This is a genomic window from Muricoccus radiodurans (assembly GCF_050154705.1).
GTDB classification, from domain to species: domain Bacteria; phylum Pseudomonadota; class Alphaproteobacteria; order Acetobacterales; family Acetobacteraceae; genus Roseomonas; species Roseomonas radiodurans.
In genome coordinates this window covers 1,247,650-1,271,562 of record NZ_CP189561.1, presented here as the reverse complement: position 1 = coordinate 1,271,562, position 23,913 = coordinate 1,247,650, and the positions used below count along the sequence as shown (strand labels likewise).

At 70.7% G+C, this 23,913-nt stretch carries 18 protein-coding genes; 11 read left to right on the top strand and 7 right to left on the bottom strand.

Going from position 1 to position 23,913, the window contains the following annotated elements; all coding sequences use genetic code 11:
- Positions 1 to 5: 5 nt before the first annotated feature.
- From ACP6CK_RS06235 to ACP6CK_RS06215, 5 genes are all read right to left on the bottom strand, one after another.
- Positions 6 to 3,098, bottom strand: a complete 3,093-nt coding sequence (locus tag ACP6CK_RS06235; protein WP_426958016.1) for an efflux RND transporter permease subunit — start codon at positions 3,096 to 3,098, stop codon at positions 6 to 8.
- Between the two features lie 10 nt (positions 3,099 to 3,108).
- Positions 3,109 to 6,204: an efflux RND transporter permease subunit gene (locus ACP6CK_RS06230; RefSeq protein WP_426958015.1), complete on the bottom strand. Its 3,096-nt coding sequence runs from the start codon at positions 6,202 to 6,204 to the stop codon at positions 3,109 to 3,111.
- Positions 6,201 to 7,493, bottom strand: a complete 1,293-nt coding sequence (locus ACP6CK_RS06225) for an efflux RND transporter periplasmic adaptor subunit (protein ID WP_426958014.1) — start codon at positions 7,491 to 7,493, stop codon at positions 6,201 to 6,203. Before ACP6CK_RS06225 ends, ACP6CK_RS06230 begins: the two co-directional genes overlap by 4 nt.
- The gene (locus ACP6CK_RS06220; RefSeq protein WP_426958013.1) at positions 7,490 to 8,890 is read right to left on the bottom strand and encodes an efflux transporter outer membrane subunit; all 1,401 of its coding nucleotides are present in this window, start codon (positions 8,888 to 8,890) and stop codon (positions 7,490 to 7,492) included. Before ACP6CK_RS06220 ends, ACP6CK_RS06225 begins: the two co-directional genes overlap by 4 nt.
- Positions 8,891 to 9,013: 123 nt before the next feature.
- Entirely contained in the window at positions 9,014 to 9,763 is a 750-nt protein-coding gene (locus ACP6CK_RS06215; protein ID WP_426958012.1) for a sulfite exporter TauE/SafE family protein, read from the bottom strand.
- A 124-nt stretch (positions 9,764 to 9,887) separates the two neighbouring features.
- Between ACP6CK_RS06215 and ACP6CK_RS06210 the strand changes: the two genes are divergently transcribed.
- Positions 9,888 to 10,601: an ArsR/SmtB family transcription factor gene (locus ACP6CK_RS06210; protein ID WP_426958011.1), complete on the top strand. Its 714-nt coding sequence runs from the start codon at positions 9,888 to 9,890 to the stop codon at positions 10,599 to 10,601.
- Here ACP6CK_RS06210 and serB read toward each other — a convergent pair.
- The gene (serB, locus tag ACP6CK_RS06205; protein WP_426958010.1) at positions 10,568 to 11,464 is read right to left on the bottom strand and encodes a phosphoserine phosphatase SerB; all 897 of its coding nucleotides are present in this window, start codon (positions 11,462 to 11,464) and stop codon (positions 10,568 to 10,570) included. The genes ACP6CK_RS06210 and serB overlap by 34 nt on opposite strands.
- On the opposite strand from serB, the gene miaA reads away from it, so the two are divergent.
- The 5 genes from miaA (at position 11,463) to ACP6CK_RS06180 (ending at position 17,753) form a co-directional block, all read left to right on the top strand.
- A complete protein-coding gene (gene miaA, locus ACP6CK_RS06200) occupies positions 11,463 to 12,455 on the top strand; it encodes a tRNA (adenosine(37)-N6)-dimethylallyltransferase MiaA (RefSeq protein ID WP_426958009.1) in 993 nt (330 codons plus the stop codon). The genes serB and miaA overlap by 2 nt on opposite strands.
- Positions 12,456 to 12,513: 58 nt before the next feature.
- On the top strand, positions 12,514 to 14,307 hold the full coding sequence (locus ACP6CK_RS06195; protein ID WP_426958008.1) for an acetolactate synthase 3 large subunit: 1,794 nt from the start codon (positions 12,514 to 12,516) through the stop codon (positions 14,305 to 14,307).
- A gap of 10 nt (positions 14,308 to 14,317) precedes the next feature.
- The gene (gene ilvN / locus ACP6CK_RS06190) at positions 14,318 to 14,833 is read left to right on the top strand and encodes an acetolactate synthase small subunit (protein ID WP_426958007.1); all 516 of its coding nucleotides are present in this window, start codon (positions 14,318 to 14,320) and stop codon (positions 14,831 to 14,833) included.
- 34 nt (positions 14,834 to 14,867) lie between these two features.
- Positions 14,868 to 15,884, top strand: coding sequence for a ketol-acid reductoisomerase (gene ilvC / locus ACP6CK_RS06185; RefSeq protein ID WP_426958006.1), 1,017 nt, complete (start codon positions 14,868 to 14,870; stop codon positions 15,882 to 15,884).
- Between the two features lie 285 nt (positions 15,885 to 16,169).
- The gene (locus ACP6CK_RS06180) at positions 16,170 to 17,753 is read left to right on the top strand and encodes a 2-isopropylmalate synthase (protein WP_426958005.1); all 1,584 of its coding nucleotides are present in this window, start codon (positions 16,170 to 16,172) and stop codon (positions 17,751 to 17,753) included.
- A gap of 97 nt (positions 17,754 to 17,850) precedes the next feature.
- On the opposite strand, the gene ACP6CK_RS06175 is transcribed toward ACP6CK_RS06180, so the two are convergent.
- A complete protein-coding gene (locus ACP6CK_RS06175; RefSeq protein ID WP_426958004.1) occupies positions 17,851 to 18,093 on the bottom strand; it encodes a hypothetical protein in 243 nt (80 codons plus the stop codon).
- A 203-nt stretch (positions 18,094 to 18,296) separates the two neighbouring features.
- On the opposite strand from ACP6CK_RS06175, the gene ACP6CK_RS06170 reads away from it, so the two are divergent.
- From ACP6CK_RS06170 to rodA, 5 genes are read left to right on the top strand one after another with little or no spacing between them, the layout of a single operon-like run.
- On the top strand, positions 18,297 to 19,340 hold the full coding sequence (locus tag ACP6CK_RS06170) for a rod shape-determining protein (protein ID WP_426958003.1): 1,044 nt from the start codon (positions 18,297 to 18,299) through the stop codon (positions 19,338 to 19,340).
- A 35-nt stretch (positions 19,341 to 19,375) separates the two neighbouring features.
- The gene (mreC, locus tag ACP6CK_RS06165; RefSeq protein ID WP_426958002.1) at positions 19,376 to 20,251 is read left to right on the top strand and encodes a rod shape-determining protein MreC; all 876 of its coding nucleotides are present in this window, start codon (positions 19,376 to 19,378) and stop codon (positions 20,249 to 20,251) included.
- A 12-nt stretch (positions 20,252 to 20,263) separates the two neighbouring features.
- On the top strand, positions 20,264 to 20,803 hold the full coding sequence (locus tag ACP6CK_RS06160) for a rod shape-determining protein MreD (RefSeq protein WP_426958001.1): 540 nt from the start codon (positions 20,264 to 20,266) through the stop codon (positions 20,801 to 20,803).
- Positions 20,800 to 22,698: a penicillin-binding protein 2 gene (gene mrdA / locus ACP6CK_RS06155; RefSeq protein WP_426958000.1), complete on the top strand. Its 1,899-nt coding sequence runs from the start codon at positions 20,800 to 20,802 to the stop codon at positions 22,696 to 22,698. The genes ACP6CK_RS06160 and mrdA overlap by 4 nt, the downstream gene beginning before the upstream one ends.
- A gap of 10 nt (positions 22,699 to 22,708) precedes the next feature.
- Positions 22,709 to 23,854: a rod shape-determining protein RodA gene (gene rodA, locus ACP6CK_RS06150; RefSeq protein WP_426957999.1), complete on the top strand. Its 1,146-nt coding sequence runs from the start codon at positions 22,709 to 22,711 to the stop codon at positions 23,852 to 23,854.
- Positions 23,855 to 23,913: the final 59 nt, after the last annotated feature.

Below are 23,913 nucleotides of genomic sequence, written 5' to 3'. Positions count from 1 at the left end.
CGCTCCTATTCCGCGGGGACGGGCACGGCGGCCGGCGTATCGCGCCAGCGCAGCCGGTCGAGCGCCAGGTAGATCACCGGCGTCGTGTAGAGGGTGAGGAGCTGTGACACGATCAGCCCGCCGATGATCGTGATTCCGAGCGGCGCCCGCAGCTCCGCCCCCGTCCCGCTGCCGATCGCGAGTGGGATTGCGCCGAACAGCGCCGCCAGCGTCGTCATCAGGATCGGCCGGAACCGTTCCCGGCACGCCGCAAGGATCGACTCCTCGCTCGATCCGCCCTCCGTCCGCTCGTGGTCGAGCGCGAAGTCCACCATCATGATGGCGTTCTTCTTCACGATGCCCAGCAGCAGGATCAGCCCGATCAGCGCGATGATGGAGAGCGGCGTGTTCGTCACGAGCATCGCGAGCAGCCCGCCCAGCCCCGCCGTGGGCAGGGTGGAAATGATCGTCAGCGGGTGGATGTAGCTCTCGTACAGAACGCCCAGCACGACGTAGATCGCGATGAAGGCACCGAGGATCAGGAGCGGCATGTCACGCGTGAAGTCCCTCGCCGCGGCCGCGTTCCCGCCGAAGGTCGGACGGATCGAGGGCGGCAGCCCGACCTCACGCTCAACATCCTGGATCAGCTCCCGCGCCTCGTTGAGCTGCATCCCCTCGGCCAGATTGAAGGAGATGGCCGCGGCCGGCGACCCGCCCTGGTGCGTGACGGAGAGCGGGGCCGCCGTGGCCTCCACCCGCGCGACGGCCGAGAGCGGAACCTGCGTCGGCCCCGCGCCCGGCAGGAAGATGCGCGACAGATCAGGCGGTCCCGTCTGCAACTCCGGCGAGATCTCCAGCACCACCCGGTACTGGTTCCGCGCCCCGTAGATCGTCGAGACCTGCCGCTGGGAGAAGGCGTTGTTCAGCGTCGCGTTCACCTCGGTGATGTCCACACCCAGCCGCGCCGCCGCCGCGCGGTCCACCACCACCCGCGTTACCAGTCCCGACCGGTCCTGGTCGGATGACACGTCGTTGATCCCCGGTACGTTCCGCAGCGCGTCCGTCATCGTCTGCGACCACTGGCGCATCTCGTCCAGGTCGTTCGCCAGCAGCACATAGGTGAAGCGCCCGCCGCCGGAGCGTCCGCCGATGAACACGTCCTCCATCGGCCGCAGGAAGACCGCCGCACCCGGAATTTGATTCAACGGTCGCCGAAGGCGGTCGATGAGCCCGGACGCCGAGACGTCGCGCTCCTCCCGTGGCTTGAGGGCGATCCAGAGCTGCCCCCGGTTCGCCGCCCCCTGTCCGCCGCCGCTGCCGACCGAGGCGCCGACGCTCGCCACCGCCGGATCGGCCGCGACGATCCGAACGACCTCCTGCTGTAACCGCGACATGGTGGCGAAGGAGGTGTCCGGCGCCGCCTGCGTGCTGCCCGCCACCATTCCCGTGTCCTGGGACGGCAGGAACCCCTTCGGCACCACGACGTAGAGCCACACCGTCAACCCGACGAGCCCGAGGGTGAGCAGCAGCATCGTCCGCCGCCAGCGCAGCGCCACCGCCAGGGTGCGGAGATAGCCGCGGATCGTCGAATCCATCCCCGCCTCGAACCACCGCGCCAGCCGTCCCGGTGGCCTGGGCTCCCGCCCCCGCCCGATCCAGGCCGCCATCATCGGCGTGAGCGTCAGCGAGACGACGCCGGAGATGGCGACCGCCACCGCCAGCGTGACCGAGAACTCCCGGAAGATCCGCCCGACCACCCCGCCCATGGCCAGCAGCGGGATGAACACCGCGATCAGGGAGATGGTGATGGACAGGACGGTGAAGCCGATCTCCCGCGCGCCCTCGAAGGCCGCTTTCAAGGGGGAAAGCCCGCGCTCCCGGTGCCGCGCCATGTTCTCGATCATGACGATGGCGTCGTCCACGACGAACCCCACCGAGATCGTCAGCGCCATCAGGGAGAGGTTGTTGAGCGAGTATCCCAGCCACCACATCGCCGCGAGCGTGCCGAGCAGTGACAGCGGCACCGCCGCCGCCGAGGCGAGGATCGGCGCCAGCCGGCGCAGGAACAGCGCCACCACCATCACGACGAGCGCGATGCTGACCATCAGCGTGAACTGCACCTCGTGCACGCTGGCCCGGATCGTCGCGGAGCGGTCCGACACGACCTGCACCCGCACGCCGGAAGGCACCCAGGAGGAGACGAGCGGCAGCGCCGCGCGGATGCCGTCCACCACCTCCAGCACATTCGCGTCCTGCTGCTTGAAGACGGTCAGCAGGATCGCTGGGCGGCCGTTGAACAGGCCGGCCTGCCGCCGACTGCGCGTGGCGTCCGTCACCTCCGCGATGTCGCCCAGGCGAACGATGCCGGCCTCGGTGCTCTTCACCACGATCCCGGCATAGCCGGCGGCGCGGTTCATCCGGTCGTTCACCCGGATGATCCCCGCCTGGTCCGGCCCCTCGATCATGCCGAGCGGCTGGGTCACGTTGGAGCGCGTGATGGCCAGCCGGATCTGGTCCATCGAGAGCTGTGCCGCCGCCGCGGCCGCCGGGTCGACCGCCACCCGCACCGCCGGCTGGTCGCCGCCGCTCACCTGCACCTGCGCGACGCCCGCCACCTGGGCCAGCCGCTGCGCCACGATGGTATCGGCCGCGTCGTACACGTCCGGCCCGGACATGGTGTCCGACATCATGGCCAAGATCATGACCGGCGCGTCCGCAGGGTTGATCTTGCGGATGTTCGGCGGGTTCGGCAGGCCGGAAGGCAGGTCCGGCCGGGCTGCGTTCACGGCCGCCTGCACGTCCCGCGCGACGCTCCGCTGCGTGCGGGACAGGTCGAACTGGATGACGATGGTGGATGAGCCGAGCGAGGAGAAGGAGGTCATCTCCGTCACCCCCGGAATGGTACCGATCCGCCGCTCCAGGGGCGCCGCCACCGTGCTCGCCATCGTCTCCGGCGCCGCCCCGGGCTGGCTGGTCGAGACGACGATGGTCGGGATGTCCACCCGCGGCATGGAGGCGACGGGCAGCCGTAGCAGCGCCACAAGCCCCACCAGCGCCAACCCGATCGCGAGGAGCGAGGTAGCGATCGGTCGCGCGATGAACGGGCCGGAGATGCTCACGGGACGATGCTCATTCCGCCGGCGCCGTCTCCGGCCCCGCGAAGTAGAGCCGGATCCGCTCCAGGAAGAGGTAGACCGCCGGCGTCGTGAACAGCGTCACGAACTGGCTCAGGATCAGACCGCCGACGATGGACACGCCCAGCGGCAACCGGAGCTCAGACCCCGCCCCGTGCCCGAAGACGAGGGGCAGGGCGCCCAGCAGCGCCGCCAGCGTCGTCATCGTGATCGGCCGGAAGCGGAGCAGCGCCGCCTCCACGATGGCGTGCTCCGGGGACATGCCGCGCTCGCGCTGCGCCTCCAGCGCGAAGTCGATCATCATGATCGCGTTCTTCTTCACGATCCCCATCAGCAGCAGGATGCCGATGATCCCGACGACCGTCAGATCGAGGTCGAAGAGCCGGAGCGCCAGCAACGCCCCGATGCCCGCGGAGGGGAGGGTCGAGAGAATGGTCAGCGGATGGACCACGCTCTCGTAGAGTACCCCGAGCGTGATGTAGATCACGATCACCGCCGCCAGGATCAGCCAGGGCTGGCTCTGGAGTGACGCGTTGAACTCCGCCGCGTCCCCGGCATACCGCCCGGTGATGGTGCCCGGCACCCCGATCCGCTGCTGCGCCGCGCCCACCGCCGCCACCGCGCGGTCCAGGGACACGCCCTCCGCGAGGTTGAAGTTGAAGGTCACCGCCGGGAACTGGTTCTCCCGGTTCACCAGCAGGGGCCCGTTCACCCGCGTGATGCTGGCAATCTCGGACAGCGGCACGAGCGTCGCCGTCCCGTCCGAGCTGCCGACCACTCGCAGCAGCCCGAGCCGCGTTGGATCCGCCAGGAAGTCCGTCGAGGCCTCCAGGATCACCCGGTACTGGTTGTTGGCGGCGTAGATCGTGCTGATCTGCCGCTGGCCGAAGGCGTCGTACAGCGCGTCATCCACCGCCTGCATGGTCACGCCCAGCCGACCGGCGCGGGGGCGGTCCACCTGCACGGAGATGGTCAGTCCCTCCTGCCGCTGGTCGGTCGAGAGGTCCCGCAACTCCGGCAGCGCCGCCAGCGCCTGCTGCACCCGCGGCGCCCAGGCGTTCAGCTCCGCGGCGTCGGCGTCCACCAGCGTGTACTGGAACTGGGTCGGGCTGGCGCGCGCCCCGATCTGGATGTCCTGCACCGGCTGCAGCGTGCTGACGATGCCCGCGATCTCCGCCAGCCTCGGCGCCAGCCGCGCGGCGATCGCCTGGGCCGTGTCGGACCGCGCGTCGCGGTCCCGCAGCACCGCCGTCACGCGCCCGGTGTTCAGCGTGGCGTTCACCGTGCCGGCCCCCACCACGGAGGTCACCGCCTCCACCGCCGGATCGGCGCGGACCACCTCCGCCACCTGCCGCTGCAGCGCGGACATGCGGGCGAAGGACACGTCCTGCGGCGCCTCCGTCGTGATCTGGATCAGCCCGGTGTCCTGCGGCGGCAGGAAGCCCTTCGGCATGACGAGGTAGAGCCATCCCGTCACCGCCACCGTCCCGAGCGTGATCAGCAGCGTCAGCCACCGCACTCGCATGGAGGCGAGCAGCGCAACCTTGTACCCCGCCACCAACACCCCGAAGAGCCGGTCCCAGGACCGTGCGACCCAACCCTTCCTGTCATGGGTGGACCGCAGCAGCAGGGCGCACATCATCGGCGTGAGCGTCAGCGACACCACCATGGACACCAGCACGGTGAAGGTCAGCGTCTCCGCGAACTGCCGGAACAGCCGGCCCACCACCCCCTCCATGAACAGGAGCGGGATGAACACCGCGATCAGCGACACCGTCAGGGACACGATGGTGAAGGCGATGGTCCGCGCGCCCTCATACGCGGCCTGGAGGGGCTTCATGCCCTCCTCCATCAGGCGCACGATGTTCTCGATCATGACGATCGCGTCGTCCACGACGAAGCCCGTCGCGATCACCAGCGCCATCAGGGACAGGTTGTCCAGCGAGTAGCCCATCCAGGACATGACCGCGAAGGTGCCGATCAGTGACAGGGGCAGCGAGACCGCCGGCACGATCGTCGCCCGCCCGGAGTGCAGGAACAGCCAGATCACCGCCACGACGAGCACCGTGGACAGCACCAGCGTCATCTGCACCTCGAAGACGGAGGCCCGGATGGTCTCCGTCCGGTCCGCCACCACCTCCATCCGCACCCCGGCCGGCAGGCCGCGCGTCAGGTCGGGAAGCTGCTGGCGGATACGGGCCACCGTATCGACGATGTTGGCGCCGGGCTGGCGCTGCACCTCCACGATCACGGCCGGCCGGCCGTCATGCCAGGCACCGTTGCGGTCGTTCTCCAGCCCCTCCACCGCCTCGCCCAGGTCCCGCAGCCGCACCGGCGCGTTCTGCCGCCAGGCGATGATCGTCTCGGCGAAGTCCGCGGGCGTGCCGATCTGGTCGTTCGCCATGATGGTGCTGGCCTGCCGCGCCCCGTCCAGCGACCCCTTCGGCGTGTTCGCGTTCGCCCCCGCGATGGCGGTCCGCACATCCGCCATGGAGATGCCGTAGGCCGCCAGCCGCGCCGGGTCCACGCGCAGACGCACCGCCGGCCGCATGTTCCCCTGGATCGTCACCCGGCCCACGCCCGTGGACTGCGCCAGCTTCTGCGCCAGGATCGTGTCCGCCACGTCGGACAGCCGCGCGATCGGCAACGTGTCCGAGGTGAGTGACAGGATGATGATCGCCGGATCCGCCGGGTTCACCTTCGAGTAGACGGGCGGGTAGGGCAGGGTGGAGGGCAGCGTTCCCCGGGCCGCGTCCAGCGCCGATTGCACGTCCTGCGCCGCGTCGTCGAGGTCCTTGTCCAGCCGGAACTGCAGCGCGATGCGGCTCGTCCCCGGCCCGGAGGTGGAGGTCATGACCGCCAGCCCCGCGATCTGCCCGAGCTGCCGCTCCAGCGGCGCCGTCACCAGCACCGCCACCGTGTCGGGCGACGCGCCGGGAAGCTGCGTTGTCACCTCGATCGTCGGGAAATCGACCTCCGGAAGGGACGAAACCGGCAGCCGCAGATAGCCCCAGATCCCCAGCAGCAGCACCGCGATGGACAGCAGCGTCGTCGCCACCGGCCGCGCGATGAAGGGGGCGGAGATGTTCACTCCCGCGCCCTCGGCGTCTCGTTCTGCGCCTGCCGCCGCCGTCGTTGCTGGGGCTGGTCCGTCCCACCGGGCGGGGCCTGCCGGTTCTCGTCCGCCACCGCCACCGCCGTGTTGTTGCTCAGCCGCAACCCGCCGGAGGTCACGACGCGCTCACCCGGCCGGATGCCCTGGCGGATCACGGCATCGGTCTGCGTCATCGGCCCGACCGTCACGTTCCGCTGCTCGACCGTCTGGTCCTCCTTCAGCACGAAGGTGAAGGGCCCCTCCGGCCCGCGCTGGACGGACACCAGCGGGATCACCGTCGCGTCGGGCACCACCTCGATCCGCAGGCGCAGGTTGACGAAGGCGCCGGGCCAGAGCGCGCGGTCCTCGTTCGGGAAGGTCGCCTTCGCCCGGATTGTGCCGGTGGTCGCGTCCACCGCATTGTCCACCGTCAGCACCGTGCCGCGCAGCACCGGCATGTTTCCGCCCGGTCCCGGCAGTGTCTCGATCGGCACCGGTCCTTGGGCCAGCGCCCGCATCAGCCGCGGCAGCTCCTGCTGGGGCAGGGTGAAGGTGACGCCGATCGGCGCCATCTGCGTCACCGTCACGATGCCGTTCGTGTCCGATCCCCGAACGATGTTCCCGGGATCGACCTGCCGGATACCCACCCGGCCCGCCAGCGGCGCCCGGATCGTGGCGAAGGACACCTGCGTCCGCGCCTGCTCGATCGCCGCCTCGTCCTGCCGCACCTGCGCCTCGAACTGCGCCACCGTCGCCCGCTGGGTGTCGAGCTGCTGCTGCGTCGCGCCGCTTGCCCGCACGAGCCCCTCGTAGCGCCGCAGGTCCACGCGCGCGTTGTTCAGCTGCGCCACGTCCAGCGCCCGCTTGGCCTCCGCCTGGGCGAGCGCCGCGGCCACGGTCCGGTCATCCACCCGCGCGAGGATCTGGCCCTTCTCGACCTCCTGCCCCTCCCGGAACAGCACCTCGGTCAACTGCCCGTCGAGTTGCGTGCGGACCACCACGCTCTCCAGCGGCTGCACCGTGCCCAGCGCGTCCACCGTCAGCGCGACCTCGCGCCGCGCGGCCTCGGCAACCGTCACGGGAATGCGGACGCCCCCGGCCCCGCCCGGACCGCGCCGGCCGCGGCCACCCCCGCCGCCTGCCTGTCCGCCACCGGGCGCGCCGCCGGTCCGCTCGGCATTCGCCTGCGTCTGCGACGCCTGCCGCTGCTCCCACCACCACCAGCCGCCGTAGCCGGCGCCGGCCAGCACGACCAGGATCAGCAGCCATCGGAACGCGCGTCTCATCGGCTGCCCTCCGCCCGGGCGACGGGGACACCCGGCCCCCAACCGCCGCCCAGCGCCCGGAAGAGCCCGACCGCTGCCTGCAAACGCTGCAGCTGGCCCCGGGTCACGTTCCGCCGCGCGGTGAAGAGCGTCTGTTGCACATTGAGCAGGGTGATCAGGTTGATCACGCCCCCGCGGAGCTGCCCTTCCGCGATGGAATAGGCCCTCTCCGCGCGCGAGGCGGCCTCTCGCAGCAGCCGGTCCTGGTCCGTCGTCTCCCGCAGCCCGGCCAGCGCGGAATCCACCTCCTCGAAGGCGGTCAGGATCGCCAGCCGGTAATTCGCCAGAAGCTCCTCCGCCTGCGCGCGGGACAGGGCGACGCGCCCGCGCAACTCCCCGCCGTCGAACACGGTCTGCACCAGAGATGCCGCGATCGAGTAGAACAGCGCTTCCGGCCGCAGCAGCGTCCCCAGCAGCGCCGCCTGGTACCCGCCCTGGGCCGAGAGCGTGATTGAGGGCAGCAGCGCCGCCCGCGCCGCCGCGATGTTCGCGTTCGCCCCCGCCAGATCGGCCTCGGCGGACAGCACGTCCGGCCGCCGCGCGAGCAACTCGGAGGGAAGGCCCGGGGACACGTCCGGCACCCGGATCCGCTCCAGCCCCTGTCCCGCGATCTCCAGATCCACCGGCGGCACCCCCACCAGCGTCGCCAGCGCCGCGATGTTCTGCGCGACGGTCTGGCGCAAAGGCGGCACCGCCGCCTCCTGCTGCGCCACCACCGTCTCCTGCTGCGCCAGGTCCAGGCCGGTCGCCGTGCCCCCCGTCACCTGGGAGCGGATGACCGTCAGGATTTGCCGCGCGGCGCGGAGGTTCGCCTCCTGCACCCGCAGCTCCTCCTGCGCCTCAAGGATAGTGAAATAGGTGTTGGCGACGGACGCCTCGGTCGTCAGCAACACCGTCCCGAGGTCGAATTCCCGGGCCCGCAGGCTCTGCCGCGCCGCCTCCGTGGCGTTGCGGTTGCGTCCCCAGAAATCCACCTCGTAGCTGGCGCCGAGCGAAATCTGGAAGGAGTTCCGCCCCTGGCCGCGCACGCCGTTCGCCCCGGCCGGCCGGCTTCGTCCCGCGTCCCCACCGGTGGTGATGCTCGGGAAGAGCGACGCGCCGGTGATCCGGAGATTGGCATCCGCCTGCCGCACCCGCGCCGCGGCTGCGGCCAGGTCCAGGTTCTGCGCCGCTGCCCGCGCCATCAGCCGGTCCAGCTCCGGCGCATTGAAGCCGCGCCACCAGTCGGGGTCGGGCCAGCGGGCGGGCGCATCGGTCCCCTCCCGGAATCGTCCGGGCGCGGTCAGGCCGGAAGACGTGGGTTCGGGACGGGGGCCGCAGCCGATCGGCAGCGCGCCGCCCAGGAGCAGCGCGCCCATCGCGCGGCGGGGGAGACCCGTCGCGGGGCGTTCGGATTCGAGAGGGTGCACCGTCCTATTGTAGAGCCCCGCGCGCCCAGGCCCATGCCCCGTTACGCTTTGCCATCGCCGGACGCCCGGGGGTCACGGACCCGCGACGCCCCGCCACAGCAGCTGCCCGCCGAGCACCAGCAGGGCGAGGAAGAACCAGCGCCGGAACGTCTCCGGCCGCACGCGCCGGCGCACCGCGTTCCCCAGCCCCATGCCCACGAGCGCCGGCAGGAGGGCCAGAGCCGATCCCCAGGCGATCCCGCCCGCCATGGCCCCCTCGGCCCCGAGCACGGTGGCCAGGGCGACCGTGGAAGCGAGAAAGGACATGCCCATCGCCCCCACCAGAGCATCCCGCGACAGGCCGAGCGTCCCGAGATACGGAACGGCAGGGATCACGAAAACGTCGGTCGCCGCCGTGATCAGGCCCGTGGCCGCCCCGGTGGTAGCCCCGAGCCACCATTCGTGCCGGGCGGGAACCCGCGGCAGGGTCACCGCCGCCAGCCCGAATCCGGCATAGGCGACCAGCGCGGCCCCGAGCGCGGCCATGGCCATGCCCGTCCCCGCTCCCGTCAGCCACCCGCTGCCGAGCCAGGTTCCGACGAACACGCTCAGCAGCAGCGGCAGAAGCCGCCGTGCCAAGGCGCCGAGGCTGGGTACCCCGACCATCTGCCAGACATTCGTCACGAACGACGGCACGACCAGCAGCGCCGCTGCCTGGGCAGGCGGCATCAGGGAACCGAGAATACCCATGGAAACGGTGGGCATCCCCACCCCGATGACCCCCTTCACGAACCCGGCGAGCAGGAACGTCATCGCGGAGACAAGAAATCTGGTCGTATCCAAGGCGGCATTCCCGAAATCCCGCCGCACCCTGGCCGCCACGTCCCGCGGGATGGTACGGCCCGGACCGAAGCGTCGGGCGAGCCGGGCGCCCCATCTTCGCGATGACAGGCAAGGGGAGGGCACCATGACCGGCATCGCGGCCCTGGCGGAAACGGCAGCGGCGCTGGGCGATCCGGCACGGCTGAACATGCTGGCCGCCCTGATGGACGGCCGCGCCCTGACCGCGGGCGAGTTGTCCGAGGCGGCCGGCGTGGCCCGGAGCACCGCGAGTGGCCACCTCGCGACCCTGACCTCCGCCGGCCTCCTCGCGGTCGAGCGCCAGGGCCGGCACCGCTACCACCGCCTCGCCTCGCCCGAGGTCGCGCGCGTGCTGGAGGGCCTCATGGCCCTGTCCGCCGAGCGGACCGCCGCCCGCCGGCCCCTCGTCACCGGCCCGCGCGACGCCGCGATGCGGGAGGCCCGAACCTGCTACGACCACCTGGCCGGGCGGATCGCCGTCGGTCTCGCCGACGCCCTCGTGGCCGGCGGCCACCTCGCCCTCTCCCCGGACGGCGGAACCCTGACTCCGTCCGGCGCGGATTTCCTCGCCAGCCTCGGCGTCGTCATCCCGACCTCCGGCACCCGCCCGGTCTGCCGCCCCTGCCTCGACTGGAGCGAGCGTCGCCCGCACCTCGCCGGCCGGCTCGGCGCCGCGCTGTGCGACCACTGCCTGAACCTCGGCTGGGTGCGCCGGGTGGAGGGCTCCCGCGCTCTCCGCGTCACGCCCGCCGGCCGCCTCGGCTTCCGGGACGCCTTCGGGATCCGTCAGGAGTCGGAGGCGATCTCCGCCGCGCGGTAGCCCTGGGCATAGAGCAGCGCCCGCAGGTCCGCGTGATCCACCCGCGCCCGTGCCGCATTCGCCACCACCGGCTTTGCGCGGTAGGCCACGCCCAGGCCCGCCGCCCCGATCATCGCCAGGTCATTCGCCCCGTCCCCGACGGCCATGGTCGCGGACAGGGGCAGGCCGTTCGACGCCGCCAGGGACTTCAACGTGGCCAGCTTGGAATCCCGGTCGAAGACGGGTTCCTCCACGGACCCCGTCAGGGCCGCCCCGTCGTCCAGCAGGACGTTGGAGTGGTGGCTGTGGAACCCGCACAGTTCCGCCACCCGCCCCGTGAAGAAGGTGAACCCCCCGGACGCGAGCGCGCAGTATGCCCCGTTCGCCGCCATCGTCCGCACCAGCGCCCGCGCGCCCGGCATCAGCTCCGTGCGCTTCCAGGTCCCCTCGAGCGCCTCAAGCGAGAGCCCCTTCAGCATTCCCACGCGCTCCCGCAGCGCGGCGGCGAAGTCGAGTTCGCCGTTCATGCTGCGCCGGGTGATCTCCGCCACCCGTTCCTTCAGCCCGGCATAGGCGGCCAGCTCGTCCAGCGTCTCGGACGTCACGATGGTGCTGTCCATGTCCGCGATCAGCAGCGCCTTGCGCCGCCCCTCCGGCCCCTGCGCGATCGCGTCCACCGGCTGGGCCTGCAGCGCCGCCCGCGCCACCGCCGTCGCCTGGTCCGGATCGAGGCCCGAGAAGGGCAGGTCTGCCGCCTCGTTCGGAGCTAGCCAATCTGCCGCATCGACATGGGCGCCAAGCGCTGCCAGCGCGTCCCTCACCTCCGCGGCGATGTTGCGCGACAGGGCGCCGGGGGGTGCGATGAGGGTGAGGACATGCGACATGGCCGCGCCTCATGCCCGGGGACGCATGACCGATCAACCGCCCGCCCTGCTGATCGCCGGCCCGACCGCCTCCGGCAAGTCCGCCCTCGCGGTTGCCCTCGCGCGCGCCGCGAACGGCGTGGTGATCAACGCCGACTCCATGCAGGTTTATCGCGAGCTCCGCATCCTCACCGCCCGCCCGTCGCCGGAGGAGGAAGCCCTCGCCCCCCACGCCCTCTACGGCGTCCGCCCCGCCGCGGAGGCCGCCTCCGTCGCCTGGTGGCGCGACGCGGCGCTCGCCGAGATGGCCCGGGCCACCGCACAGGGCCGCCTGCCGATCCTCTGCGGCGGGACCGGCCTATATTTCAATGCCCTGACCACCGGCCTTTCGGAACTTCCGCCCATCTCCGAGACCGCCCGCACGGAAGCCCGCGCCCTGCTCGCGGAGGAAGGTTCCGCCGCCCTCCACGCCCGGCTGACCCAGGCCGACCCCGACACCGCCCGGACACTCCGCCCCTCCGACCGGCAGCGCCTCGCCCGCGCCTGGGAGGTCTGGCGCGGCACCGGCCGTGGCCTCGCGGCCTGGAAGGCCGACGCGCCGACGACCGGTCCGGCGCCGTATGCGTTCCGCGCCATTCTCCTGGACCCGCCGCGGGACGCCCTCCGTGCCGCCATCACCAGTCGCTGGGACGCCATGCTCCACGCCGGTGCCATCGAGGAGGTCCGCGCCCTACTCACTCAAGGGCTCGATCCATCGCTCCCCGCCATGCGGGCCCACGGCGTGCCCGAGCTCTCCGCCGTTCTCGCCGGGCACATTACCCTGGCCGAGGCTGGCCGCCGCGCCACCCTGGCGATGGGCCAGTACACCAAGCGCCAGGCCACCTGGTTCCGCCACCACAATCTGGCGGCCCCGACCGCAACGCATAGGATCAATGCGCGCATCGCAGATCTGACGCAATTTTCGGAAAGTCATCTGCGCGAAATCTTATCTATTCTGAATTTCCCGCATTGACGCGCCGCAGCGTGGCCCCTAGATCGGCCGCCCGCGTTCACGAGGAACCGACAGCACCATGTCCGCCACCCCCGCCGCCACGACCGATGCCGACCTGATGACCGGCGCCGAGCTCGTCCTGCGCGCGCTGAAGGAGCAGGGCGTAGAGGTCATCTTCGGCTACCCCGGCGGCGCTGTCCTGCCGATCTACGACGCGCTGTTCCAGCAGAACGCCATCCGCCACATCCTCGTCCGCCACGAGCAGGCCGCCGTCCACGCCGCCGAGGGCTACGCCCGCTCCACCGGCAAGGTGGGCTGCGTGCTCGTCACCTCCGGCCCCGGCGCCACCAACGCCGTGACGGGCCTCGTGGACGCGCTGATGGATTCCATCCCCGTCGTCTGCCTGACGGGGCAGGTCCCCACGCACCTGATCGGCAATGATGCCTTCCAGGAAGCCGACACGACGGGCATCACCCGCCCGGCCACGAAGCACAACTACCTCGTGAAGAAGATCGGCGACCTTTCCCGGGTCGTGCACGATGCCTTCTACGTCGCCCGCTCCGGCCGCCCCGGCCCGGTGGTGATCGACCTGCCGAAGGACATTCTCCTGGCGCGCGGCCCATACACGGAGGCCCCGAAGGAGGAGCACCGCTCCTACCGACCGACGACCCGCCCCGACGCCGGCCAGATCCGCAAGGCGGTCGCGCTGCTCAAGGGCGCCCGCCGCCCGATCGTCTATGCCGGCGGCGGCGTCATCAACGCCGGCCCGGAGGCGAGCACGCTCCTGACGGAGCTCGTCCGCCGCGCCAACCTGCCGTGCACGAACACGCTGATGGGCCTCGGCGTCTTCCCCGCCAGCGACCCGCGCTTCCTCGGGATGCTCGGCATGCACGGCACCGTCGAGGCGAACCTCGCGATGCATGGCTGCGACGTCATGTTCAACATCGGCGCCCGCTTCGACGACCGTGTGACCGGCCGGCTGAACGCCTTCTCCCCCGGATCGAAGAAGATTCACGCCGACATCGATCCGTCGAACATCAACAAGAACGTCAAGGTGGACGTGCCGATCGTCGGCGACGCCGGCGAGGTCCTGCGCGCCATCCTGGCGGCGTGGGACGAGGTGCCCGGCGAGCAGGACCGCGAGGCCGTCGCCGCCTGGTGGCGCCAGATCGATGGCTGGCGCGCGCGGGACTGCCTGCGCTACGAGCAGAAGGGCAATATCATCAAGCCCCAGCACGCCGTCCGCCGCCTCTACGAGATCACCCAGGAACTGGGCCGCGAGACCTTCATCACGACCGAGGTCGGCCAGCACCAGATGTGGGCCGCCCAGTACTTCAAGTTCGAGAAGCCGAACCACTGGATGACCTCCGGCGGCCTCGGCACCATGGGCTACGGCCTGCCCGCCGCCTCCGGCGTCCAGATCGCGCATCCCGACGCGCTGGTGATCGACATTGCCGGCGAGGCGTCGATCCTGATGAACATCCAGGAGATGGGCACGCTCGCGCAGTACCGCCTGCCCGTGAAGGTCTTCATCCTGAACAACGAGTACATGGGCATGGTGCGCCAGTGGCAGGAACTCCTGCACGGCGGCCGCTACTCCGAATCCTACTCGGACGCGCTCCCCGACTTCGTGAAGCTGGCCGAAAGCTTCCACGCCCGCGGCCTGCGCGCCACCGACGCGTCCCAGCTCGATGACGTGATCCGCGAGATGATCGCACACCCCGGCCCCGTCATCGCTGACATCGCCGTCGACCAGAAAGAGAACTGCTTCCCCATGATCCCCTCCGGCGCCGCCCATAACGAGATGATCCTCGGCCCGGGCCAGCAGGGGGGTGTCGCGGGCGTCACCGACGAGGGGAAGGTCCTGGTCTGAGGACCGTCCCATGTCCGACAGCATGCAGCGCACGGCGACCATCGCCGTGCTGGTCGAGAACGAGGCCGGCATCCTGGCCCGCGTCGTCGGCCTCTTCTCCGGCCGCGGCTACAACATCGAGAGCCTGACCGTCGCCCCGGTGGACGAGGAGCGGCGCCTCTCCCGCATCACCGTCGTCACATCCGGCAGCGACATGATCATCGAGCAGATCAAGGCCCAGCTCGACCGCCTCGTGCCCGTGCACAAGGTCGCCGACCTGTCGCTGGAGGGCCCGCACCTCACGCGGGAGCTCGCGCTGATCAAGGTGATCGGCCGCGGCGAGAACCGCATGGAGGCCCTTCGCCTCGCGGATGCCTTTCGCGCCCGCGTGGTGGACGCCACCACAGAGAGCCTCGTCTTCGAGATGACCGGCAGCGCCGACAAGATCGACGCCTATGTCGCGCTCATGCGCCCGCTGGGGCTTGCCGAGGTGTCCCGCACCGGTGCCGTCGGCATCGCGCGCGGCCCGCGGCGCCTCAGCGCCTGAACAGATCCGACCGAATAGGGGGAGAGAGCTAGAGATGCGCGTTTACTACGACCGCGACGCGGACGTGAACCTGATCAAGGCCCGCAAGGTCGCGGTCATCGGCTTCGGCAGCCAGGGCCACGCCCACGCGATGAACATGCGCGATTCCGGCGTGAAGGACGTCGTCATCGGCCTCCGCCCCGGCGCGTCCGCGAAGAAGGCCGAGGCCGCCGGCTTCCAGGTGATGTCCCCGGCGGACGCCGCGAAGTGGGCCGACGTGGTGATGGTCCTCACGCCAGACGAGGGCCAGGGCGACCTCTACCGCGAGCACCTGCACGCCAACATGAAGGAGGGCGCGGCCCTCGCCTTCGCGCACGGGCTGAACGTCCACTTCAACCTGCTGGACCCGCGCGAGGACATCGACGTCTTCATGATCGCGCCGAAGGGCCCCGGCCACACTGTGCGGGGCGAGTACCAGAAGGGCGGCGGCGTCCCCTGCCTCGTGGCCGTGCACCAGAACCCCTCGGGCAACGCCCTGGAGATCGCGCTCTCCTACGCCTCCGCCATCGGCGGCGGCCGCTCCGGCGTCATCGAGACGACCTTCAAGGAGGAGTGCGAGACCGACCTTTTCGGCGAGCAGGTGGTCCTCTGCGGCGGCCTCGTGGAGCTCATCAAGGGCGGCTTCGAGACGCTGGTCGAGGCCGGCTACGCCCCAGAGATGGCCTATTTCGAGTGCCTGCACGAGGTGAAGCTCATCGTGGACCTGATCTACGAGGGCGGCATCGCGAACATGAACTACTCCATCTCCAACACCGCCGAGTACGGCGAGTACGTCACCGGCCCCCGGATCGTTACCTCGGAGACGAAGGCCGAGATGAAGCGCGTGCTGAACGACATCCAGTCCGGCAAGTTCGCCCGCGACTGGATGCTGGAGAACAAGGTGAACCAGGCCAGCTTCAAGGCCACCCGCCGTCGCCTGGCCGAGCACCCGATCGAGCAGGTGGGCGAGAAGCTCCGCGGCATGATGCCGTGGATCAAGAAGAACCAGCTCGTCGATAAGGCCCGCAACTAGCGGAAGAGGGCAGGGGGCCGGCTTCACGCTTGCCCCCTGCCACCGGTTTCGTTACCCTGTTGCCCGCATGAACGCGCCCGTCGCCCGTTTCGCGACCCTCCGCCCTGGCCTCCCGGCCGGCGTGCCCGCGCTCGCCCTCCTTCTTCTTCGACTTCGCCGCCCCTGGGCGTGACGCCCGGCTGACCGCCGGCATCGCTCAGGGGATCACCCCGGGGCGCCGCGCGTCCCATCCGAGAAGCACCGAAGACGCGCCGGCCCGGCGCCACGAACGACGGACACGCCACCATGGCCCTGAACCATCCCAGCTTCGGCAACCTGGCCGACGACCGCATCATCATCTTCGACACCACGCTTCGCGACGGCGAGCAGTCCCCCGGCTTCTCCATGAACTTGGAGGAGAAGCTGCGGATGGCCGAGAGCCTGGCCGAACTCGGTGCCGACGTGCTGGAGGCCGGCTTCGCCATCGCCAGCCGCGGCGACTTTGAGAGCGTGGAGTCCATCGCCCGCCGCTTCGCCAAGGACGGCCCGGTCGTGGCCAGCCTCAGCCGCGCCAGCACCGCCGATATCATGTCCTCGATCGAGGCGACCCGGCCCGCCGCCCGTCCCCGCGTCCACATCGTGCTCGCCACCTCGGACCTGCACATGCGGGTGAAGCTCCGCATGACGCGGGACGAGGTGCTGGAGCGCATCACCGAGAGCGTCACCCTCGCCCGCAACCACGTCGCCGACGTCGAATGGTCCGCGGAGGACGGCTCGCGCTCCGACCTGGAATTCCTCTGCCGCTGCGTGGAGACGGCGATCAAGGCCGGCGCCACCACCATCAACATCCCGGACACCGTCGGTTACGCGCTGCCCGCCGACATGGGCCTCATCTTCTCCACCCTGATGAACAAGGTCCCGGGGGCGGAGCGCGCGATCTTCTCCACCCACAACCACAACGACCTCGGCCTGGCCGTCGCCAACACGCTGGCCGCCATCCAGGCCGGCGCGCGCCAGGTGGAATGCACCATCAACGGAATCGGGGAGCGCGCCGGCAACGCGAGCCTGGAAGAGGTCGCCATGGCCGTCCGCACCCGCCAGAACGCCCTCAATCGCTCCACCGGCATTCGCACGCCGAACATCCTGAAGACCTCGCGCCTGCTGGCAACCATCACCGGCTTCGACGTGCAGCCGAACAAGGCGATCGTCGGCCGCAACGCCTTCGCCCATGAGTCCGGCATCCACCAGGATGGCGTGCTGAAGGACGCCTCCACCTACGAGATCATGACGCCGGAGAGCGTCGGCTGGACCACCAACTCCCTCGTCCTCGGGAAGCACTCGGGGCGGGCCGCCTTCCGCGACAAGCTGAAGGCTTTGGGCTATGAGCTGGGCGACAACGCCCTGAACGACGCCTTCCGCCGCTTCAAGGACCTCGCCGACCGCAAGAAGGTCGTCTACGACGAGGACGTCATGGCCCTCGTGGACGACGAGGTCCTGCGTCAGCACGATCGCGTGAAGCTGACCGCGCTGACCGTCACCTCCGGCCTCCACACCCGGCCCATGGCGACCCTGAAGCTGGAGATCGACGGGGAGGAGAAGGAGGGCATGGCGGTCGGAGACGGCCCGGTGGACGCGGTGTTCAACGCCATCCGCAACGTCTACCCGCACGATGTCGCCCTGAAGCTCTACGCGGTGCAGTCGGTCACCGGCGGGACCGACGCCCAGGCCCGCGTGACCGTTCGGTTCGAGGAGAAGGGCAAGCTCGTGGACGGGCAGGGGGCGGACACCGACACGATCGTCGCCTCGGCTCGGGCCTACATTCACGCCCTCAATAAGCTGCTGGTGAAGCGGGAGCGCACGGCTCCGGCCGACCTTCACCCCGCCGCTTAGCCCGGAAGGCCATGAATCAAGAGGGGCGCCCCGGACATGGCCGGGACGCCCCTCCGCACGCCCGGACCGCTGGGGCCCGGACGGTCAGCCGATCACCTCAGCGCCACACTGGCCGGCCGAGGTTGATGTCGCGGCCGCTGGTGACCGCACCACCGACCGCGCCCACGCCGGCGCCGATCAGCGCGCCCGTGCCCGCATTGCCGCCCGTGATGGCCGCAACACCCGCGCCGGCGCCGGCGCCGAGCAGACCGCCCGACAGCGCCCGGTCGCCGGGGCTGTAGCCGCAGGCGCCGAGCCCGAGGCCGGCAACCGCGAGAAGGGCGAGGGTGGTCTTGCGCATGGTCTGGGCTCCTGAAGGGTTTGAAGACGCCGGAAAAACGCCACTTCCCGCTTCAGGTTGCCGACCTGTCATACCGCCATGGAATGGCCGCAAACCGTCCCGACTGGCCTTAAAGACTTGAGCGCCCGGCCAAGCGCCGCTAGTCACACGACGCGCGCCCTGCCCTCGGGCTTCCCCGCACCCCCTCCAAGGCTGTCCCCCGCATGTTCTCCCGCCTGTTCGGCTTCCTCTCCGCCGACATGGCCATCGACCTCGGCACCGCGAACACCCTGGTCTACGTGAAGTCCCGGGGCATCGTCCTGAACGAGCCGTCCGTCGTCGCCATCGCCGACATTCGCGGCCGCAAGCAGGTGCTCGCGGTGGGGGAGGAGGCGAAGCAGATGCTCGGCCGCACCCCCGGCAACATCGCCGCCATCCGGCCCTTGCGGGACGGCGTGATCGCCGACTTCGAGGTGGCCGAGGAGATGATCAAGCACTTCATCCGGAAGGTGCACAACCGCCGCTCCTTCGCCTCTCCGATGATCATCGTCTGCGTCCCGTCGGGCTCCACGGCCGTCGAGCGACGCGCGATCCAGGAGAGCGCTGAGTCGGCCGGCGCCCGCAAGGTCCTGCTCATCGAGGAGCCGATGGCCGCGGCGATCGGCGCCGGACTGCCCGTGACCGAGCCCTCCGGCTCCATGATCGTGGACGTCGGCGGCGGCACGACGGAGGTGGCGGTCATCTCCCTCGGCGGCATCGTCTACGCGCGCTCCGTGCGGGTCGGCGGTGACAAGATGGATGAGGCGATCATCTCCTACATCCGCCGTCAGTTTAACCTGCTGATCGGCGAATCGACGGCCGAGCGGATCAAGATGGAGATCGGCGCCGCCGCCCCGCCCGAGGACGGCGAAGAGGGCCCGGTCACCGAGGTGAAGGGTCGCGACCTTATGAACGGCGTTCCGCGGGAGGTCTATGTTTCCCAGCGTCAGGTCAGCGAGAGCCTCTACGAGCCCGTCTCGCAGATCACCGAGGCGGTAAAGGTCGCGCTAGAGAACTGCCCGCCCGAGCTGGCGGCCGACATTGTGGACAAGGGCATCGTACTCACCGGCGGCGGTGCCCTGCTGCACCGGCTGGACGGGGTGCTCAGGGAAGCGACCGGCCTGCCCGTCTCCGTCGCAGAAGGACCCCTCAACTGTGTCGCGCTGGGCACAGGCCGGGCCCTTGAGGAGATGAAGCGGCTTCGCCACGTGCTCTCCTCGATGTACTAATAGGCGCGGCCCGCGCTCACGCTGGGGGAGGGGGGATGATCCGGCTCAGCATCCCGCTCCGTCAGGCGCTGGCGCGGCTCTCCGTGCCCGTCCTGATCGCGGCGGCTTTCGGGACCATGCTGCTCGGCAAGGCGGACACCGTGCTGGTGGAACGCACCCGCATGGCCCTGGCCGATGCTCTCGCCCCGCTCTACGCCGCCGCCGCCGAGCCCATCGCCGCCGTCCGCCACGCGGTCGAGGAGGCGCAGTCCCTTCTCAACCTCCGCGAGGAAGCCGCCCGGCTCCGGGAGGAGAACGAGCGCCTGCACCGTTGGCAGGCGGCCGCCCTCGCGTTGGAGGCGGAGAACACCCTTCTCCGCCGCCAGCTCGCCTTCGTGCCGGAGCCGGCCCCGCAGTTCCGCACCGCGCGCGTGGTGGCCGATGCCGGCGGTGTCTATGCCCGTGCGGTCCTGCTGGCCACCGGGCCTCAGCTCCAGCTCCAGAAGGGCCAAGTCGCCCTCGACGAGCGCGGCCTTGCCGGCCGCGTGACGGAACTCGGCGCCCGCTCCGCCCGCGTCCTGCTCGTCACCGACATGAACTCCCGCATTCCGGTGGTGCTGGAGGGCTCGCGCGCCCGCGCCATGATGATCGGCACCAACGGCGCGCGCCCGCGCCTCCAGCACTGGCCCGCCGGCCTCCAGCCGCAGGACGGCGACCGCGTGGTGACCGGCTCCGAATCCAACGCCTTCCCCTCCGGCCTGCCGGTCGGCGTCGTCCGCATCAGCGAGACCGGATGGCCAGAGGTGGAGCTTTACGCCCGGCTCGACCAGCTCGACATGCTCCGCATCTTCGAGTTCGGCCTCGCCGGCATCCTCCCGCCCGAGGCGGTCGCGCGCCCCGACCCCGCGGCCGGCACGCGCGCGCGCCGGTAGGGGGGGCACGCCATGCCCGTCACCGGCCGTCCCGAGCCCGCCCCTGGCCTCCTGCGCCGCCTCGATGCGACGGCGCGCGGGGCCGCGCCCGGCGTCTCCACCGCCCTGCTGATGATTGGCTCCACCGCGCCGGTGGGCCTGCCCTCGCTCCTGCCGGCCATCGGCCTCGCCTGCGTCTTCTTCTGGAGCGTCTTCCGGCCGGCGGCGATGCCGGCCCCGGCGGTCTTCGGCCTCGGCCTGATGCAGGACCTGCTCGGCTTCGCCCCGCTCGGCGTCGGCGTCCTGACCCTGCTTCTTGTGCACGGCTCAGCGCTGAAGCTCCGGCGGTTCCTCGCCAAGCGCTCCTTCGTCGTCGTCTGGCTCGCGCATTGCGGCTTCGCCCTCGGCGCCGTCGCCCTGGGCTACGTCCTGCAGGCGCTGCTGAACTGGCAGATGCCGCCGCGCGTTCCCGCGCTGGTGCAGCTCGGCTTCTGTGCCGGGCTCTACCCGCCGCTCGCCTGGTTCCTCACCCGCGCCCACCGCGGCATGCAGCGCGCCGAGGATCTCGCATGACCGCGACCCGCAAGGAGGAGGAGGAGCGCCGCTCCGTCTTCACCCGCCGGGCGCTGCTGCTCGGTGCCGGGCAGCTCGGCGCGCTCGGCTTCCTCGGCTACCGCCTGAACAAGCTCCAGGTGGAAGAGGGCGACCGCTACGCGACCCTCGCGGAGGAGAACCGCATCTCCGCCCGCCTCATCGCCCCGCCCCGCGGCCGCATCGTGGACCGGGAGGGCAAGGTGGTCGCCGGCAACCAGCTCAACTGGCGCGCCGTGATCGTGGCGGAGCACGCGCGGGACGTGAATGCCGTCCTCACCACCTTCAACCAGCTCGTCCCCCTGACCGATACGGAGCGGGCCCGGGTGGACCGCGACGTCCGCCGCCGCCGCCGCTTCGTGCCCGTCATCGTCCGGGAGTTCCTCTCCTGGGACGAGATGGCGCTGATCGAGATGAACGCGCCCGACCTTCCCGGCGTCTCCGTGGACGTCGGCCAGACCCGGGAATACCCGGAGCGCGAGCACATGGCCCATATCGTCGGCTACGTCGCGCCGCCGGCCGAGGCCGACATCGGCGACGACCCGCTCCTCGAACTCCCCGGCATCCGCGTGGGGCGGGCGGGCATCGAGCGCTTCCATGATCGCTCCCTGCGGGGGCGCGCGGGCACCGTGCGGCTCGAGGTGAACGCGGTCGGCCGCGTGATCCGCGAGCTTGACCGCCGCGAGGGCCAGCCCGGCCAGGACGTCCAGATCTCGCTCGATGCGGAGCTGCAGCGCACCGTCCGCGCCCGTTGCGAGGAGGGCACCACCGCCGTCGTCATGGATTGCCGTAACGGGGAGCTGTTGGCCATGGCCACTCAGCCCTCCTTCGACCCGCACGTTTTCAACGCCGGCGTCTCCCAGGCCCAGTGGCGGGAATGGACCTCCCAGCGCGTCACCCCGCTGATCAACAAGGCCACCAACGGCCTCTACGCCCCCGGCTCCACCTTCAAGATGGTCGTCGCCCTCGCTGCGCTGGAGGCGAAGGTCTGCACCCCCTACGACCGCGTCCCGTGCCCCGGCTACTACGACCTCGGCGATACCCGCTTCCACTGCCACGCCCGATACGGCCACGGCGCGCTCGACATGCGGACCGGCATCAAGCTGTCCTGCGACTGCTACTTCTACGAGATGGCCAAGCGCACCGGCATCGACCGGATCGCCGCCATGGCAAACCGCCTCGGCCTCGGCGTGGACCTGGAGATCGAGCTGCCCGGCACCCGCCGCGGCCTCGTCCCCACCCGTGCCTGGCGCCAGGCGCAGGGAAAGCCCTGGAACCTTGGGGACACCGTGGTCCACGGCATCGGCCAGGGCTTCTACCAGCTCACCCCGCTTTCGCTCGCCACCATGGCCGCCCGGATCGCCTCTGGCCGGGCGGTCCAGCCGCACCTCACGCGTGGGCTCGCCGGGCGCCAGGTCCGCGGCGTGCGGCCGGAGGACTGGCCCTCCCTCGGTCTGCCGGACCGCGACCTGCGCCTGATCCGGGAAGCCATGTGGGCCGTGGTGAACGAGGAGGGCGGCACCGCCCGCACCGCGCGCCTGCCGCAGGGGATGGGCCAGATGGCCGGCAAGACCGGCACCACCCAGGTCCGACGTGTCTCCCGCGAGCAGCGCGAGCGGGGCTTCCGGGTGGAATCCATGCCCCGCGAGTGGCGTCCGCACGCGCTCTTCGTCGCCTTCGCCCCGATGGAGAACCCGCAATACGCGGTCTCCGTCATCGTGGAGCATGGCACTTCCGGCTCCGGCGCGGCCGCTCCGCTGGCCCGCGACATCATGGCCGATACGATCAACCGCTTCCGCAACCCGCCGGCCGCCCCGGCCCGGGTGGCCGAGGCTCTGCCGCCTCAGCGCCTCCTCGCGCCGGGACCCGCCCGATGATCCTCGTCCGATGATTTACGAACGCCGCCTCCTGATGAAGGAGCGGAGCTTCGGGGTGCTGGAGAAGCTCTGGCTCATCCCGTGGAGCTTCCTCATTCTCCTCTGCCTCATCGCCGCGGTGGGCTACGTCGCCCTCTACTCCGCCGGCGGCGGGGCCCCGGAGCCCTACGCCTCGAAGCACGCGATCCGCTTCGGCTTCGGCCTCGTGCTCATGCTCTCCCTGGCCCTGGTGGACATCCGCCTGATCGCCCGCTTCGCCTGGGTCGGATACGCGATCGGGATCGTGCTCCTGGTCGCCGTGCTGACGGTCGGGAATGTGGGGAAGGGGGCCCAACGATGGATCGACATCGGCCCGCTCCAGCTCCAGCCGTCCGAGCTGATGAAGATCATGCTCGTGCTCGCGCTCGCCGCCTGGTTCCACCGCGCGTCGTGGGAGCGGATGGGCAATCCCCTCTTTCTCATCCCGCCCGCCGTGGCGGTCGTCCTCCCGATGGGCCTCATCCTCAAGCAACCCAATCTCGGCACCGCTGCCATCACGGGTATGATCGGACTGTCGATGTTCTGGGCGGCCGGCGTCCGCTGGTGGAAGTTCGCCCTGATCGGCGCCGCCGCCGCGGTTGCGGCCCCGATCGCCTATGAATCGCTCCACGACTACCAGCGCGCCCGGATCACCACCTTCCTGGACCCTGAGAGCGATCCGCTCGGCGCGGGCTACAACATCATCCAGTCAAAGATCGCGCTCGGCTCCGGCGGCATGTGGGGGAAGGGCTTCCTCCAGGGCACCCAGGGCCACCTGAACTTCCTGCCGGAAAAGCAGACCGACTTCATCTTCACCATGATCGCGGAGGAGTTCGGCCTCGTCGGTGCGCTCGGCACCCTCGGCCTCTTCGTCCTTGTCCTCCTCTTCGCCATGCTCACGGCGCTGCGTTGCCGGCATCAGTTCGGACGGCTGATGGCCATCGGGCTGGGGACCAATATCTTCCTCTACGTTTTCGTGAACGTGGCCATGGTGACCGGCAGCATTCCGGTGGGTGGCGTGCCGCTTCCCCTGATCAGCCATGGCGGTTCCGCCATGATCACGGTCATGCTCGGCTTCGGCCTGCTGGCCAGCGCCTATGTCCATCGGGACGCTGAATTTCAGGCCGCGCGCGACTAGGGCTTGACCTCCCGGCTCCAAGCGCTAGAACCCGCCGCCCAGGCACGGTTTGACCGTGC